Annotated in this window: 15 protein-coding genes; 4 read left to right on the top strand and 11 right to left on the bottom strand. The window is 55.1% G+C overall.

Annotated elements, in window-relative coordinates; genetic code table 11:
- Positions 1–118: 118 nt before the first annotated feature.
- Together OZX70_RS00840 and OZX70_RS00835 are read right to left on the bottom strand one after the other, a co-directional pair.
- On the bottom strand, positions 119–589 hold the full coding sequence (locus OZX70_RS00840) for a hypothetical protein (protein ID WP_277181204.1): 471 nt from the start codon (positions 587–589) through the stop codon (positions 119–121).
- A 182-nt stretch (positions 590–771) separates the two neighbouring features.
- Positions 772–1,047 (bottom strand): glycosyl hydrolase family 65 protein, encoded by a 276-nt coding sequence (locus tag OZX70_RS00835; protein WP_277181202.1) that lies wholly within the window; start codon positions 1,045–1,047, stop codon positions 772–774.
- Between OZX70_RS00835 and OZX70_RS00830 the strand changes: the two genes are divergently transcribed.
- Positions 1,031–1,255, top strand: coding sequence for a hypothetical protein (locus OZX70_RS00830; protein ID WP_277181200.1), 225 nt, complete (start codon positions 1,031–1,033; stop codon positions 1,253–1,255). The genes OZX70_RS00835 and OZX70_RS00830 overlap by 17 nt on opposite strands.
- 247 nt (positions 1,256–1,502) lie before the next feature.
- Here the strand turns inward: OZX70_RS00830 and OZX70_RS00825 are convergent, their stop codons facing one another.
- The 9 genes from OZX70_RS00825 to OZX70_RS00785 all read right to left on the bottom strand — a co-directional run bounded on the left by OZX70_RS00825 (position 1,503) and on the right by OZX70_RS00785 (position 11,855).
- Positions 1,503–2,525, bottom strand: coding sequence for a LacI family DNA-binding transcriptional regulator (locus tag OZX70_RS00825; protein ID WP_277181197.1), 1,023 nt, complete (start codon positions 2,523–2,525; stop codon positions 1,503–1,505).
- Between the two features lie 169 nt (positions 2,526–2,694).
- Positions 2,695–4,995 (bottom strand): glycosyl hydrolase family 65 protein, encoded by a 2,301-nt coding sequence (locus tag OZX70_RS00820; RefSeq protein WP_277181195.1) that lies wholly within the window; start codon positions 4,993–4,995, stop codon positions 2,695–2,697.
- A 136-nt stretch (positions 4,996–5,131) separates the two neighbouring features.
- Entirely contained in the window at positions 5,132–6,034 is a 903-nt protein-coding gene (locus tag OZX70_RS00815) for a carbohydrate ABC transporter permease (protein ID WP_277181192.1), read from the bottom strand.
- Complete coding sequence (locus OZX70_RS00810) at positions 6,031–7,014, bottom strand: sugar ABC transporter permease (RefSeq protein ID WP_277181190.1); 984 nt, start codon at positions 7,012–7,014, stop codon at positions 6,031–6,033. The genes OZX70_RS00815 and OZX70_RS00810 overlap by 4 nt, the downstream gene beginning before the upstream one ends.
- Before the next feature lie 220 nt (positions 7,015–7,234).
- Positions 7,235–8,614 (bottom strand): ABC transporter substrate-binding protein, encoded by a 1,380-nt coding sequence (locus OZX70_RS00805; protein WP_277181188.1) that lies wholly within the window; start codon positions 8,612–8,614, stop codon positions 7,235–7,237.
- A 198-nt stretch (positions 8,615–8,812) separates the two neighbouring features.
- Positions 8,813–9,661, bottom strand: a complete 849-nt coding sequence (locus OZX70_RS00800) for a histidine phosphatase family protein (protein WP_277181186.1) — start codon at positions 9,659–9,661, stop codon at positions 8,813–8,815.
- A 243-nt stretch (positions 9,662–9,904) separates the two neighbouring features.
- Positions 9,905–11,047 (bottom strand): glycoside hydrolase family 172 protein, encoded by a 1,143-nt coding sequence (locus tag OZX70_RS00795; protein ID WP_277181184.1) that lies wholly within the window; start codon positions 11,045–11,047, stop codon positions 9,905–9,907.
- A 146-nt stretch (positions 11,048–11,193) separates the two neighbouring features.
- Positions 11,194–11,370, bottom strand: coding sequence for a hypothetical protein (locus OZX70_RS00790; protein ID WP_277181182.1), 177 nt, complete (start codon positions 11,368–11,370; stop codon positions 11,194–11,196).
- Between the two features lie 332 nt (positions 11,371–11,702).
- Positions 11,703–11,855, bottom strand: coding sequence for a hypothetical protein (locus OZX70_RS00785; RefSeq protein ID WP_277181180.1), 153 nt, complete (start codon positions 11,853–11,855; stop codon positions 11,703–11,705).
- A gap of 291 nt (positions 11,856–12,146) precedes the next feature.
- Here OZX70_RS00785 and OZX70_RS00780 point away from each other — a divergent pair, with 291 nt between their 5' ends.
- The 3 genes from OZX70_RS00780 to OZX70_RS00770 all read left to right on the top strand — a co-directional run bounded on the left by OZX70_RS00780 (position 12,147) and on the right by OZX70_RS00770 (position 16,045).
- Positions 12,147–12,866, top strand: coding sequence for a VTT domain-containing protein (locus tag OZX70_RS00780; RefSeq protein ID WP_277181178.1), 720 nt, complete (start codon positions 12,147–12,149; stop codon positions 12,864–12,866).
- Positions 12,867–13,352: 486 nt separating this feature from the next.
- The gene (locus tag OZX70_RS00775) at positions 13,353–14,177 is read left to right on the top strand and encodes a (Fe-S)-binding protein (protein WP_277181176.1); all 825 of its coding nucleotides are present in this window, start codon (positions 13,353–13,355) and stop codon (positions 14,175–14,177) included.
- A complete protein-coding gene (locus tag OZX70_RS00770) occupies positions 14,174–16,045 on the top strand; it encodes a LutB/LldF family L-lactate oxidation iron-sulfur protein (protein WP_277181173.1) in 1,872 nt (623 codons plus the stop codon). The genes OZX70_RS00775 and OZX70_RS00770 overlap by 4 nt, the downstream gene beginning before the upstream one ends.
- Positions 16,046–16,048: the final 3 nt, after the last annotated feature.

The raw sequence follows: 16,048 nt of genomic DNA, 5'->3' as shown, positions 1-16,048 counted from the left end.
CGGCATCTCGTAATGCCACAAACAAACGCACAACCAATCGCAACCACACTTCTTGGCGCCTGCGATATTTGCGGCTATCGCTTCAACATGTCGACGAGGATATACGGCTACCCAGCCATTACCTCAACGTGTCGGCAGGAGCATACAGCTGCGTCCTTCCGATGACGCCGGAATCATTGCTACGTTCAATGTTGATGGTGGCGCTCGGCAAGCCGTCGGATCCTTGAGCTCCATCGAACGTGAGGGTTGTAGTCGAGGTTTCATCCGCCGTCCCCTCCTGCCAACTCACCGTCGAAGGCGGGGCCGCCGCCGCATCGGCTCCCCAACACGTCATAGAACCACTGACCGAAGTGCCACTACCGGAGTTTGGCTGCGAAAACTTCACGGAAACCGAACCATCGGAGAACCGCTGCACCTGATAATTCTCGCCATCACTTTGCCACGTGATCGGCGATTCGTCTATCGGTTGCACGGACTGCGCAGGCTGAGCAGCGAAGGCAATCGACGGGCTCAAAAACGCCACGCTCGCCAGCACCGCCGCACACGCAGAGACCGCACCCAAAAGCTTTTTCTTGTTGTTGTTCATCATTGTACTTCCTTCGCCATCGAATAAAAGTTGATATACCAGATAACAAATTATTATACAGCATCCTTCACGCGGAACGACCCTGTATGGATTCAACACGCTACGAGAAAACACCACGTTATGCACTGTGTAAGCATCACTTTTGGATTGCAACGCAGCACAACCGCCGTCAGAGAAACTTCGCCTCAGACCGTGCGGAGCTCGCCTTTGACCTTGAGGGTCACCGGGTCACCGGAAAGGCGGTGGACCGAGACTTCGCCGTGGGTGACGTTGACGACCAGACGCGAGCCGTGGATGGTGAGCCTATAGGTGAGGCTCTCCCAATCCTTGGGCAGGTGTGGATCGATCGAAAGCTCTTCGCCGCCGGAATCGCGCAGGCCGCCGAAACCGGCGACCACCGACATCCACACCCCACCGGCCGATGCCAAGTGGATGTCGTCGGAGGTGCTAACACCGTCCACCTTCATCTCGCAGAGCGTCACCGATGCCATGGTCGTGCGCAGAACTCACCGCTCCTCTTTCAATGTCTGCGTCGAAGCTGGCATGCTTGTCGAGGCGCATATCTTCCCGCACGGCCCGCGCATCCTTACGTTGGCCACTGCCGAGACGACTGCCGCCGGTAACACCGCGCAAATCGAGCAAAACGCGCAGGTCTGGCCGACCCTTTGAAAGGAAGTGAATCAAGCGTAATTTCGTAGAATAAGAGCAAACTTCCTGGTCCGACCAAGTCTCTAGGCCAAACACCCAAATGAATTGACGTAAAGTAGCAGTCATCAAGCTCAATGAACCAATTGCCAATTCTTAACAGTTTGTTCCGTATACCGCACCAGGAACCCGCCAAACCGTTAGGAGTCTGACAGATTCCTGACATAAACCCGACACAGCACAGACACGAACGGCACTACCGCTTGTAATGTCATCGATACATGACTTGTCCGGAGGAGCTTCTGACCACCAAATTGGTGTCGAACACTTCCTTATGCACCTCTTCATCCCCATCGATGGCTTGCAGCAGCAGTTCGATGGCTCGTCTGCTTTCCCTGCGAACGGGCTGTTCGACGCTCGTCAGCCCAAAAGCGAACGCCAGATCATTGCCATCGATGCCGACCACAGAGACCTGGCGCCCAGGCTCAATCCCACGACTGCGCAACGCCTGTATGGCGCCCATCGCCATCTCGTCGGACGAGGAGACGATGGCGGTGACGTCGGGCCTGCGGTCGAGCAACACGTTCGCCGCCGTGAAACCATTGCGCGCGGTCATGATGTCCGAAGGGGAATCAAGACTCTCGCTGAATTCCAAGTTGTGGTCCCGCAACGCGTTGCGCCAGGCGTCGCGACGACGCTGGGTGGGGGCGTTCGGGCACTTGTCGTTCGTCATTCCCGAAAGGTGGCCGATGACCTTGTGCCCCAAGCCGATGAGGTGCTCACACGCTTTGGTCATGGCCAGCTCATCGTCGATGCCTACGCAGGAAAACCCTGGCTGGTCCACCGACAAGAACGCGACGGGCACGTTCAGCGAGCGCAGAAGATCGACCTCGTGATCGTCGAAGAACAAGGAAAGCACCACCACGGCATCGACCTTGCTGCGCAGGACCTCCGGATCGAAAGTTTTCCTGCCGACATCGTAATAATCGGGCAGCGTATACACCAGTGCGTCGTAATCATGCTCGCGCAAAGTCCTTTCAGCCGCCTCGATGGCGTTGGCGAAGAACCAACGGGAGGCGTCCGGAAGCACCAGACCCACCGTATGCATGGAGCCACTCGCCAAGGACGCGGCGCTATGTGAGGGAGTGTATCCTAACTCGGCAGCCACTTGAAGAACGTGAGCGCACGTGGCTTTCCCGACACCAGGCAAGCCACGGACGGCACGAGAGACGGTGGCCGTCGAGACATGCGCTTTTGAGGCCACCTCCTCAATCCTGACCTTTTTCGTACCCATCCTGACACCTCTGCAACATTACTTATAAAGAATAACAGTTATTCTTTTGCATTCATTCCATAATTTATCGAATGAATGTGATTACACCAATATAATCAATTATATTGATGCAAGCCAATTCGCAAGGCGATTTAATGGGAAAAGTGAATAATATTGACTGAAAAACCAGTCAAATTTGGCGTGACTCACCATCCACGATGAGCGTTACGGGGTCGCCGGAAAGACGACAAATATCCACTCCGTCATGGCTCACCGTAACCTTGAGCCGGGAGCCATGTATCAATATCTGATAAGTGAGACTCTGCCATTGCTCCGGCAGACGTGGGTTCATCGAGATCTCGTCGCCGCCGGAATCGCGCAGGCCACCGAAGCCCGCTACAACGGACATCCATACCCCTCCGGCCGACGCCAAATGGATGCCGTCGGAGGTGTTGCTGTGGAGGTTGGCAACGTCTGCATAGAGTGATTCGAGGAAGTACTTCATTGCCAACTCGTCATGACCGACCTCAGCGGCGATAATGCACTGCGAGGCCGCGGAAAGGGAGGAATCCCCGGTGGTGAGCGGGTCGTAGAAATCGAAATCACGGCGCTTAGAATCCAGGTCGAAGCTCGAGGAAAGCATATAGAGCGCCAAAACGGTGTCCACTTGCTTCAAGACTCGGCGACGATAGATCACCAACGGATGATAATGCAACAGCAACGGACGCTCGGTGTCATGTTCGAAGTCCCAAGGCCCACGACGCATGATATCGTCGTCCTGCAGATGGATGTTGAGCTTCTCGTCATATGGCAGCTTCATCTTGTCGGCAGCCTCACGCCAATGCACGGGCTCATCGAGCTTCAAACCTAGTCTACTCACCGCCGCTTCACGGTCCTCGTTACCCAACTGTTCCAAGGCGTCTGCTGCCTTGCGCAGGTTGAATTGTGCCATGACGTTTGTGTAGTAGTTGTCGTCCACCATTGCGGTGTATTCGTCCGGGCCTGTCACCGTGTTGATGTGGAAAGTACCGTCAAAGCCCATGTAGCCGATGCTTTCCCACATCCTGGCCGTCTCGACCAGAATATCAATGCCCTGCGTGGCCATAAACTCATGGTCGCCTGTCAGGGATACATACTGATAGACGGCATAGGCGATGTCTGCGTCAATATGGTATTGCGCGGTTCCTGCCTCGAAGAAGGCCGAAGCCTCCTCACCGTTGATGGTACGCCACGGGAAAAGCGCCCCGTCCACGCTCATCATCCTGGCACGTTTGCGAGCAGCCGGTAGCATGCGGTACCGGTAAGAAAGGATGTCGCGGGCGCGAGCAGGATTCGTGTAGATCAGGAACGGGACGATATAGGTCTCGGTGTCCCAGAAATAGTGGCCAGAATAGCCGGTACCGCTCAGCCCTTTGGCGGACACGCCGTTGGTGACTGTCGCGGTAGCCTGGGCGAGCTGGAACAGCTCCCAATGCATCACCTGTTGGAGACGACCATCGCCATCGTCATCGATCAAAACATCAGTCTTGGCCCAGAAATCGCTGAGCCATTGGCGCTGCTGCTCCGCAATCGAACTATAACCCTGATCAATGGCCCAGTTGATCGTTTGAGAGCATTGGCTGATCAGCGCGGCGGAATTCCGTTCGCCGTCGATTGCGACCTGGAGTCCCCTATCGATGCCGATGGGATCGATCGGATAGGAATTATAGGATGCGAAGCGCTCCACACGCTTTTCATCGCCGTCTGGCACCTCGACGTCGAATACCTCATGAATCATCTTGCCGTCGAGCTGCTGGCAGAAGCCCACGGCCATGGTCAGTTCGGAATGCAGACAGTGAAAGGCGCCGAAGCTCTGATCGGCCACGCCGCGCGAGATGGCGTCAACCTCAAGCTTGCGCAGACCGCCGTCGGCAATCATATCTGCTTTTCGAGGATCGACGTCACGCGAGACAACCGGGTGGTCGGTATTCATCTTGCCTTCGACATGCACATTGAGGGCGCGGCCATGCGCTCGCAATGAAATCACCGTAGTCATCAGGTCGGCCCTGAACAGGCAGACCATAGTGGCGATGTCCACATCGAGGCTCGCTCCGTCGCCCACCTCATAGGTATAGGAACGGGTGGAGGTGCCCGCCTTGAAATCGACACTCTGTGAGATCTTCACCGGATCCGCAAGCACCTTGCCGTCAATCGAGAACTTGAAATCCACAGTGTCGGGCACGCCCTGGATGACCTGTCCCACGCGGGCGAAGCCGTATGCCTCCTCTGCGTGACGGATGGAGAACGTCTCATGGAAACCGCTCAAAAACGTCCCGGAGCCCAGGTTCCGCGGGCCGTTCGCCTCGCCGCGCACACCGATGGTACCGTTCGACAGCGAGAAGAGCGTGGCAGATTCGGAATTGGGGTAGCCAAATTCGCTGAACTTCCACAGATCGATGGGATAGCGGTTGCTATCAAGCGGATCGTGGTCCAAATCCTTTTGTAATTTCAAGTCACCGAGCAACGGCTTTACCTCTCTAAAAACTCAATTGTCCGCCGGTCTGACGATACGACTTGCCTTTCCGGCGGACAACAGCATATACATTAACGATGTTCCACCCGCGATATCGCACGCAGGCGATCGGGCGTCAACCCTTAACCGCGCCAGCGAGCATGCCACGGACGAAGTAGCGCTGAAGGAACAGGAACACCAGCACCGGCACGATCATAGCGATGAACGCTCCAGGAGCGAGGAGGTACCAAGCCGATCCACGCGATCCGACCATGTCGGAAAGCCGTGCTGTCAATGGGGCCGTCGCGGGCGTGTTGCCTGCGAAGGCCAAGGCCACAAGCAGGTCGTTCCAGACCCAGAGGAACTGGAAGATGGCGAACGAAGCCACAGCGGGGACCATGAGTGGTAGGACGATCTTCAAGAAGACCTGCACATCGCCGGCACCGTCGACCTTCGCAGCCTCGACGAGCTCACGCGGTATATCGCACATGAAGTTGTGGAGCATGAAAATCGCCAGCGGGAGGCCGAAGATAGTGTGGCACAGCCACAGTACCCAGAAGGTGTTGTTGATGCCCCACTTGACGTATTGGGTCAACAGCGGGATCATCGTCACCTGCACGGGGACGACCTGCAACGCGAAGACGATGACGAACAGGATGTTTTTACCCGGGAAATCGCACCATGCGAACGCGTAGGCAGCCAATAGGGCGAGCGTAATCGGGATGAGCACGCCAGGGATGGTGATGACGAACGAATTGATTAGGTAGCTGCCCAGATTGTAGCCGCTACCGAGCACGGTCTTGTAGTTGGCCAAGCCGAAGTCCGACCAGTTCTTGGGCAGCAGACTGGTCCACCAACCGGAGGTGGAGATGGCCATACGGTTCTGCCGGAAGCTGGTAACCAGAAGGCCGACCGTGGGAATCGTCCACAGAGCGGCGATGATAATGGAGATCCCGGTCGCCCAAGGCGAGGATAGCTTATTCTTGGTACGAATCAACGCCTTTTCGCGGCGTGTCAGCTTTTTCTTTTTCTCACTCATCGTACGTCCTGCGACTTTCTCAACTGGAATATATTGAACACGACCACGGGGATGACGATGATGAACATCAAGACCGCCAGGGCCGCGCCGAGACCGGTGTTCTGGTTCTGGAACGACTGGGTATAGAACTCGTTGGCGATGACGGAGGTGTCATAGTTGCCGGCGGTCATCGTTCGCACGATATCGAAGGACTTCAGACCAGCCATCGCGACCGTGGTAATCACCACGACAATCGAGGGACGGATCATGGGAATGGTCAAGTAGATGAACTGCTGCCATCCGTTGAGGCCGTCAAGCCTGGAAGCCTCCACGAGGTCTTCCGGAATACCCTTGATCGCGGTGGAAAGCACCGTCATCGCGTAGCCCGCCTCGATCCAGATCATCACGAAGATCAGCAAGAACGTGTTGAGCGGGGCGTTCATCAGCCATTGTGGTGCCGTGACCGTATGCCCGAAAAGCTTGGCAACCCACACATAGACTGCGGAAAGCAGGCCAACGCGCTGATCGTAGACGAACTTCCAGATGATTGAAGCACCCACCATCGAGATGGCCATGGGCAGAAAAATCAACATTTTCGCGAACTTCTCATAACGTGTGCGATCGACGAGGACCGCGTAGACCAAGCCGACAAGGGTCGACACCAGCGGGACCAGAATGGTCCACAGGACCGTGTTGAGCAGAACCCGGAGGAAATCAGGGTTCGTGAAAATCTGTATGTAATTGGCCCATCCCACACCTTGAGTACCGTCGCGGCCGTAGAACGAGTTCTTGAACGTCACGACGCTGGGATAAATCAGGCCAAAGCAAATCAGCGCCACACTCGGCAGCAGGAAAAGCAACGCCACCCCCCATGATGGCATGCGCTTGGGCAGATTGGTGATGAACAGTACCACCGCCACTACAACGACGAACAACAATATGGCGAACAACATCGCCACTATCTTCTGGACACCCGATTCCGGGTGCAGCAATATATCCATGACACCGCCTCCATGCGGTCGATTCATCGGGCCCACTGCAGACGCTTGACGGCAGACTTCCGCCATGCGAATTGAATGTAAGCAACATTAAATCTGCGAGCGCTGATTAGAAACAGGGAGCCCGATATAGATACGTATTACACTTTGATGTGATTGTGAATCGTGATCCGACGACCTTTCACAACCGCCGGATCACAAACAATCATAACTTCAGGCGGCTTTACTTATCCTTCGGCCAGGTCGCCTCAATCTGATCCAAGGTGTCCTTCTCGGACTTGTTCTGAGCGAAGTACTCGGTCATCTTCTTCCAGAAGCTACCCGAACCGACTTCGGAGGGCATCAGATCAGAAGCGTCGAAACGGAACTCGGTCTTCGGATTGACCAACGTGTCATAAGACAGCTTGTCAAGCTTGGAACCAAGCAGCTTCTTGTCCATGGCCTTGTTCGGATAGACCCAGCCACCAAGCTTCTTGGCACGCTCGTTGGCCCACTGCGGCGAGGAGAGATAGGTCAGCATGGCCTTGACCTCAGGACGATCGGCGAACGCGAAGGCGAAGTCACCACCACCGAGCATCGGAGCGCTGCCCTTGGTTTTACCAGGCATCTGGAAGACCCAGGCGTCACCGTCCGGATCGATCTTGATGTTCGGGTTCGAAGACTTGTAATTGGTCTGATAGAACGGGGCCATGTGCATCATGTAACCGGTGCCGTCGATAATCGGGTTGCCGGCATCCTGCCAGGCCGTCGAAGCGATGGACTGCGAATCGCCGAAACCGCCGTTGACATAGTCGTTGTCCTTCAGGATCTTGCCGATCTCCTTGAAGGAGGACAAAATCTTCGGATCGTTGAACGGAATCTCGTGATCGACCCACTTGTTGTAGGTATCGGCATCCGTGAAGCGGATGACGGCGTCCTCAAGCCAGTCCGTAGCCGGCCAACCAGTGTCGGAACCACCTTCGATGCCGACTGACCAAGGCTTCGTCTTCGTGCCCTTGTTGTCCGCGGCAATCTTCTTGGTCAGATCCATCATCTCATCCCAGGTCTGTGGGACTTTATAGCCCTTTTCCTTGAACTTCTTGGGAGAATACCAGATGAAGGACTTCGTTGAGGCTTCCAGGGCGACGCCATAGAGCTTGCCGTCCACAGAGCCGTATTCCTTCCAGTCCTTGGAATAGTACTTGTCAACGTTCTTGATGACGGACTCAGGCGCGGGCTTAGCCTTGCCGGTCTTCACCATGCTCTTGAGCATGCCAGGCTGGGCAACGACGGCGATATCCGGAGCAGAACCGGATTTGACACGCACAGGAAGCTGTGTGGCCTCGTCACGCGAGCCCTCGAACTTGACGGTCGCACCAGTGCACTGACGGAACTGGTCAAACGACTTGTCGGTCGCATTGCCTTCATCGTCGATCCATGCGCTGTACATGGTGACGGTCTTGCCTTTCAGATTGCCGTACTGCTTATAGGACTTGCAAGCGGCATTGTTTGCAGCAGAATTGTCGCCCGACGAGCTCGACGAGCCGCCACAAGCGGCCATTCCCGACAGCATGGCAAGGCTTGCCACTGCTGCGAGAGCTTTCTTTCCATTGCTAATTTTCACTTCTCTACCTCCTTGTAACCAGTGTGATGCCATTTAGCATCTTCACAAGTACAATAGTAAGCGCTTACTTTTTAAAGCGCAAGCGCTCGCGATTTTTTTTCTTTTATCCCTGATATCCTCGTCCTGAAAAATTCGCGACAAGTCAATGCCACTTCGTTTTCTCGAATATCAGAAACTCAATGCTAAAACCCTAAAGGCCTACTCAGCCTTGGCCTTTCCAGCATTGAAGTAATCCATGGATCCAATCGGGCCGGCCAGCGCGAACTTACCGTTCTTGTAAGTGAGCTTAGTGACCGCGTCGTTGCCCATTCCGGCACCGGTGTATTCAGGGAACTTCTGCGCCAGTAGGAAGAAGTTGATGGCGGAGCCAGAGCTGACAACGAGCACATTGCCGCCGCCGTTCTTCATTTCCTTCTTACCGATCGAGGTCAGGACATCAGTCATGCGCTTCTCAATGGCTTCGGCGCTTTCTGCACGCAATTCAGCAGGCAAATCAGTGCCCAGCTTGTTGGCCTTATCGAGCTGGTAATAACCATTCTGCTGCACGACCGCGGCGTTTAAGCCGTTCTTGGCGACCAAGTCGTCATGGTCCTTGTAACCGTAGAAGGCGGCGATGTCAACATCGTTCTGAGCCGCATCCTGACGGCCTTCATAGCTACCGAAATTGCACTCGCGCAATCTCCAGTCCTGCTTGAGCTGGATCGACTTGTTGCCGGAATATTTCAACGCGCCTTCGGCGGTCTTCTCCTGACGAGTCAGATCACCAGAATAAGCGGCCTTGAACTTGGTGCCCTTGAGCCCCAAGCCCAAATACTTGGCTCCATCGATGCCTTGTTGCGTCAGGGTCCAATCACTCCATCCCTGGGACCGGTGCATCACGTTGGAAGCGGTCTGGCCGTGTCGGGCCAAATAAATAGTCACGGTTCCGTCGGCCTTGGGAGCTTCAGCAGTCTTTGCGGACGAGTCGTTGCCGCAAGCTGCCAACCCAGCCAGCAAGGCGACGCCAGAGACCATAGCAATGGCCTTTGCGATGAAACTTTTTTTCACGAGTTACCTCCTTGTAATGTGCGCTTCTATACGCACTCTCTTATGACGGCGATATCGTCATCACACGTAAAATAGTAAACGCTTACTCAGCAAATTACAAATTTGGTCGCGTTTCTAAAATGATGAATCCTCGCTATGCTGATGCATTTTTTTTACATTGTTGGGCCCATTCCTAATTCTCCAGCAATCATCACGCAGCGTCAATCATCACGCAATGTCAATAAATATAAGCTCCGACGCATTTCATCGTGGCTGGCGGAAATGGCGGTTCCCGAGGGGTTGATACGGAGTATGCGGCTCATTCTGATACCAGTAGGCAACGCTGGCCACATCGTCGTTGCGCTCGAACAATCCTGCCTCATCGGCACCAATCTGCTGGACGGTCACGCGCAGGTCGTCCTCGAAATAAATCGGATCGGGAATGTGCCAACGGTAAAGGCCGCGGGTGACTGGAGTCGCCCGATCCCAATAGTCGCTTTCGCGGCCGACCAGACTCTGCGACCGGAACGGGAAGCCGACGAACGGAGCACAATAAGTCTGCTCGTGCATATGATGATTTTCATCAAAAGTGGCAAAACTCCATGCACCACCGAAATAATCCTCGGTTCCCGTACTGGTAATCGTCGGATAATCAGTGTCGCCGTCGAGGTAGAACTTGACCTCGCCTTCACCCCACCAGCGGCTTTCCAGCGCCGTCAACGCAAGGTAGGTGCCGACGTAGGTGCCTTGGCCGCGCACGCCATCGAGAATCGTATAATCCTGTTGCTCCTTGGTAACGCGTTCGCGGCGCCACTGGGCATGGAAGCGCATCGCGTCATCCGGCAGCGTGTCATATTCGGTGTAATCAATCTGGTAGAAGAACGCCGGAACGTCCTCGTTGTGATCGCTGCGCAACACAATTTTCGCGTGCTCGAACGGCATGGCGAAGTAGCAATTGAAGCCGCGATTGGGTGCGACGACGATGGGCATGGAATTGACGAAGCAATCCTGCGCGTGACCGCAGCAGAAGAAATCGCCGATCGGACAGACCACCGACGGGCTGTCCTCACCGTCCCAATAGAACTCGAGGATGAGGTTACGCAGAACATTCGGTCCGGTTGGAGAAGTTTTATCGGTCACGGTCATCCAGATATGGCGGATGACGCCAGGGCCTTCGACGTCCATCAGTGTCACGGATTCGCCGGTCCGCACGGTGCCTAAGCAAGGCGTTCCCTTGCGTGAAGGGCCGAGCTCGCTGGCACTCATGGCCGCGACACCTTTGCCACCGGTCGGGTTCTCCGCATTGACACAACGCGAGCGCCCGCGTGAGGCCACCGTGAGCCCATCCATCATGCCGAGCCCGTAACCTCCAAATCCTTGGGCCGCCTCTGCCGTTACACCGTTCATCGAACTTGCCTTCCCTTGCTTACTTAACATTATTTTTACTGGCGCATATGACATCGACATTGGGTCAGAACCAATACCGTGCCGGTTGCGCCATATATCAGCTGCTCAGCCACCCCCAACGGCTTGAATATGGCGCGAATCCACAGTTACGACATATTCGAGCCGCTGAGTAGGCCGGCCCACTTGGCGCCGTGCATGATGCCCATCGCATCGTACTTGGCAATCGAGGCGTCGTCCTGGGCGTTGCTCGACCCGCACGCCGAAAGCGCCGTCAACGTGATCACCGCCGCGAGCGCTGTCGCGATAATCTTCCTTATCTTCATCTTTCCTCCTTGAAATATCCGGATGAATAGAATTATGCAACTAATAATCGAAACGTTTCGATTCACAAGATAAAACTACCTTTTTGTTTTTTCGTATAGTTTCCTTGTTCCATCGAAAGGCGGAATCAAAGCCACGCACCGCGCCAAACCCTCATCGCTGAAAGGCTGGCCAGCCGGGCCAACGGCTCTTCACTCAATCCAACGTTTAGCATCGATCAATCCATAAGTTCCCCTTCCAAGTCTCTGCTTTTGCGGGCGGAAACGATTGGTCTCGAAGCAGGAGTCTCGTCATTACCCGAGCCCGGGTTTTGCGGGGCCACGGCAAGAGAACCTCAATCGATGAATTTGGGGTCGATCAGCGTGACTTCCCTGGCGATGCCCCGACGTTTCTCGATGGCGGAAATCAGCGAGGCCATGGCTATCGAGCAAAGGCGCTCCGGTTCGAACGGCTTCGCGCTTGCCGGCATTATCGGTGGTGGCGACATTTACCTCCCTGACTTCATTTCTCGTTATTAGACAGCCATGCCATACAATTCCGACTTCGGGTTTGTGCAGATTCACGGAAAACTCAGTCAACGTCAAGCCTCAGACATGGTACGGCTGATAAAGTGACGAAGGTTGAAAACCTCAGAGTTTTAGACAGTCAGCTCCCACATGGAAAGATCACGCCGACAGTCATCACGCGCCCATGAGGTTTCAAAGCGAGATTTACGCAATACCTTCCCTCGTCCAGACGCGAAGGCAAAACCAAGACATCAAGCAACAGACGGGACACCATGGGTTTCATTCACTTCCTCATTGAGCTTCTGAAAGACCCGCGCACCATCATCGCCGGTTGGATCTCGATGGGGGTGGCACCGACGCTCGGCTTCATCTTCCTCATCGTCTTCATCGAGACCGGTGTCGTCTTCTTCCCGTTCTTGCCCGGCGACTCGCTGCTGTTCGCAGCCGGCTTCTTTGCCGCGCCCGATGCGGTGACCGGAAAATCCGCACTCCCCCTGATTGCGTTGCTGCCGGTGGTCTGGATCGCGCCGATCGTGGGCGACCAGTGCAATTACTTCATCGGCCACTTCTTCGGACGCAAGATCATCGAAAGCGGCAAAGTCAAGGCTATGACCCCCGAACGCCTCGCCAAAACCGAAGCGATGATCGACAAGTGGGGTCCGCTCGCCGTCTTCCTTGGCCGGTTCTTCCCCTTCATCCGCACGTTCATGCCGTTCATTTCCGGGCTTTCCGGCATGCGCTGGCGTCGCTTCACGCCATTCTCGATGCTTGGCGGACTCACATGGTCGACGCTTTTCACCCTGCTCGGCTATTTCTTCGGCGGCATCCCCATCGTCCAGGAGAACTTCGAGCTGGTCATCGTCGCCATCCTCGTGATTTCGCTGCTGCCCACCATCATCGGCCTGCTCAAAGCCAAGTTCGGCAAGAAGAAAAGCGACCCCACCTCGGTCGAGAAAACCACGTCTGTCAAAGAAAACGAAATGGCCGACTGAAAGCGATAAATTCAAACATTAGTTGAACCCTATAGACACAATGCTGTGTCTCAAAATGAATGTCAAACGTTATTAATATCTCAACAATCGTTTATTATTTGTTGCTCATTAATACGTAAATCTATTATCAGAAATCAGCAAAATAGCACAAAATACTAATATTAACATTCCCAACGATTCCGCCATTCGACGAACATACGGGGCAGGTATACCATAATCGACTCCTGTAATTCCTTCGTTTTACAAGCATTTTCAGATTTTTTGTTGCAACAGTATCGATAGTAAGTCACTAGTTAACTGAAAAATGTGAGCAAACTCACGTTGACAAATTCTATTTTATAATAAATCTCGGCTTTTTTAAATTTCTGACATATATCGTTATATATTGAAGGTTATTTTTGATGGGGCATTGAACGTTGCATATACGCGCAAGGAAGCCATCGATATGTGCCTAAAGCAATAAAAGGCCAACTCGAAGGAGTCAAAATGAAGGTAGTGATTTTCTCCACCTGCCTGGTCGACCTGATATTTCCCAATGTCGGGAAAGCCATGGTTGAAGTTCTGGAAAGGTTCGGCTGTGAAACCTACATGCCGATGCAGCAAATCTGCTGCGGGCAGATCACGTTCAACAGCGGGTATGTAAAGGAATCCACGAAGGTGATGCACAACGAGATCGATGCCCTGATGAGCGTTGATGCCGATTACATCGTCGGCCCCGCCGGTTCCTGCGTCAATATGTTAAAGGAGCTGCAGTTCCACCTGCCTAAAGGCGACGATGAGTATAAGGCCAAGGCTCACGAGATGGCCGACAAGACCTATGAGTTCTCGCAGTTCCTCTATCGCGTGCTCGGCGTGCTCGACGCCGGCGCGGAACTCGATGCCGTGGCCACCTACCATCGTTCCTGCCATATGACCCGCCTGCTTGGTGAGCGCGAGAGCCCTTATATTCTTATGGACCACGTCAAGGGCCTCAAAGTCAAGGAACTTCCGCATATCGAAAACTGCTGCGGTTTCGGCGGTATGTTCTCCATGAAAGTTCCTTCGGTTTCCAAGGAAATGGTCAATGAGAAGGTCTCAGACGTCGAAAGCACCGGGGCCGAAGTACTGATTTCCTGCGACCCTGGCTGCCTGATGAACATCGGCGGCCGCTTCAATAGGCTCGGCAAAAAGATCACCATCATGCATCTGGCGGAAGTGCTCAACAGCAATGTCGACATGAGCCGCGTGAAGTATGCCGACGCAGCCGAACGCAAGGCCATCGACGAACAGACTTTGCAGCATTCCAACGCACATGAGGAGGCTCTGGTATGAGCACCACACAAATGGACGACACCATGTTCAAGCGGACCGGCAAGCAAACCGGCACGATGCTGCAATACGGCGATCCCGATTTCGTCACGCGCGTCGAAACCAACGAAAAGGACAAGTTCGCGCACCACGCCATCTCCAACGCGCAGGACGCGCAGTGGGTCAAGCGTGAGACCGCACGTGCGGAACTCGGCAACTGGGAAGGCTGGCGTGACCTTGGCGAGCAGATTCGCCAGCAGTGCGTGCGCTATCTGCCCGATTACTTGGAGGAATTCTCCGACAACGTCGAAAAGCGCGGTGGACACGTCTTCTTCGCCCAGACCGACGTCGAGGCGCGTGACTTCATCACCGATCTGGTGAAGAAGAAGCAGGCACACAAAATCGTCAAGCCGAAGTCCATGGTCACTTCCGAAATCGGACTCGACAAGGCACTGCTGAAAATCGATGGAGTCAAGGTCACCGAAACCGACTTGGCCGAGTTCATTCTCGAACTCGACGACTGGGACGAGCCTTCCCATCTGGTTTTCCCGGCGCTGCACAAGAACCGCGACCAGGTGCAGAAGCTGTTCGAAAAGATCGGCTATACCGGCGACAACGACCCGCAGCACGAAGCGCGCTTCTCCCGCAAGGTGCTGCGCGAGCGCTTCCTTGAAGCCGACATGTCCATCACCGGCTGCAACTTCGCCGTCGCCGACCAAGGCATGGTCAATATCGTCACCAACGAAGGCAACGCCGATCTCTCCATGGCCATCGCGCCTACACAGGTCGTGGTCATGGGTATGGAACGCATCGTACCGACGTTGCGCGAGGCCGAGACGATGGACAATATGCTCGTCCGTTCCGCCGTCGGTTCCAAACTCACCTCTTATTGCAGCTTCGTTTCCCCGAAGCTCCCCGACGAGGCCGATGGCCCTGAAGACTTCTATGTGGTCATCGTCGACAACGGCCGTTCCAACGCGCTCGGCACCAAGTTCGAGCCGATCCTGCAGTGCATCCGTTGCGCTTCCTGCCTGAACGTCTGCCCTATCTACCGCAACATCGGCGGCAAGGGCTACGGCTCCATCTATCCAGGGCCAATCGGAGCTGTGCTCTCCCCGCTGCTGCAGGGCGACTACGCGGAATTCCACGACCTGCCCTACGCCTGCAGCCTCTGCTCGGCCTGCACCGCGACCTGCCCCGTGAAGATTCCGCTGCACGAACTGCTGCTGAAGCACCGCGAGATCATGATGAACGACAAGCATATGGGTGACCTGATCGCCGACACCGTGATGAAGGTCGTCGGTATGGGTACTGGTCATTCCTCGCTCTTCCGCACGGCGCTGACCTTCGATCACGTCGCGATGAACACCATAGCCAAGAAGGGAATCAAGGATCCGGAAACCGGCACGCGCGTGCCCGACACCGCTAAGAACCTCAACGAAAACGGCAAACACGAGGAATGGATGCCGTTCGTCTTCGGCGGATGGACGAAGGTCCGTGATCTGCCGGAACCGCCGGCCCACTCCAAGAACTTCCGCACTTGGTATAACAAGCGCAAGAAGTCGCAGATTGCAGATGCCGGTGGCGCTGAGGCGTTCCGCAAGGCACAAGCTGGCATCCTCGCCAAGAATCCGAACGCGCCAAAGGACTTCGGCTCTTACGACAACAGCGTTTCCGCACGCAAGGTCGGCCATGAGCAGACCACACCATTGAGTGACGCGACCGTGCCGGTGGCGCTTGGCTCCATCGAGGAGGCAGGAGTTGGCCACTATGCCGACCATTCCAGCCACACGAGCCATGAGAACGCCAAACGGCATGGCATCGCTCCGGCAAAAACCGAAGCCGCGGCGGATTCCGCCGCAAATTCTGCCGACAATGGGAAGAAGGACTGAACA

The sequence above is a fragment of the Bifidobacterium sp. ESL0732 genome (assembly GCF_029395535.1).
In the GTDB taxonomy this organism is placed as follows: Bacteria; Actinomycetota; Actinomycetes; order Actinomycetales; family Bifidobacteriaceae; genus Bifidobacterium.
This window is presented reverse-complemented; position numbering and strand designations above follow the sequence as displayed.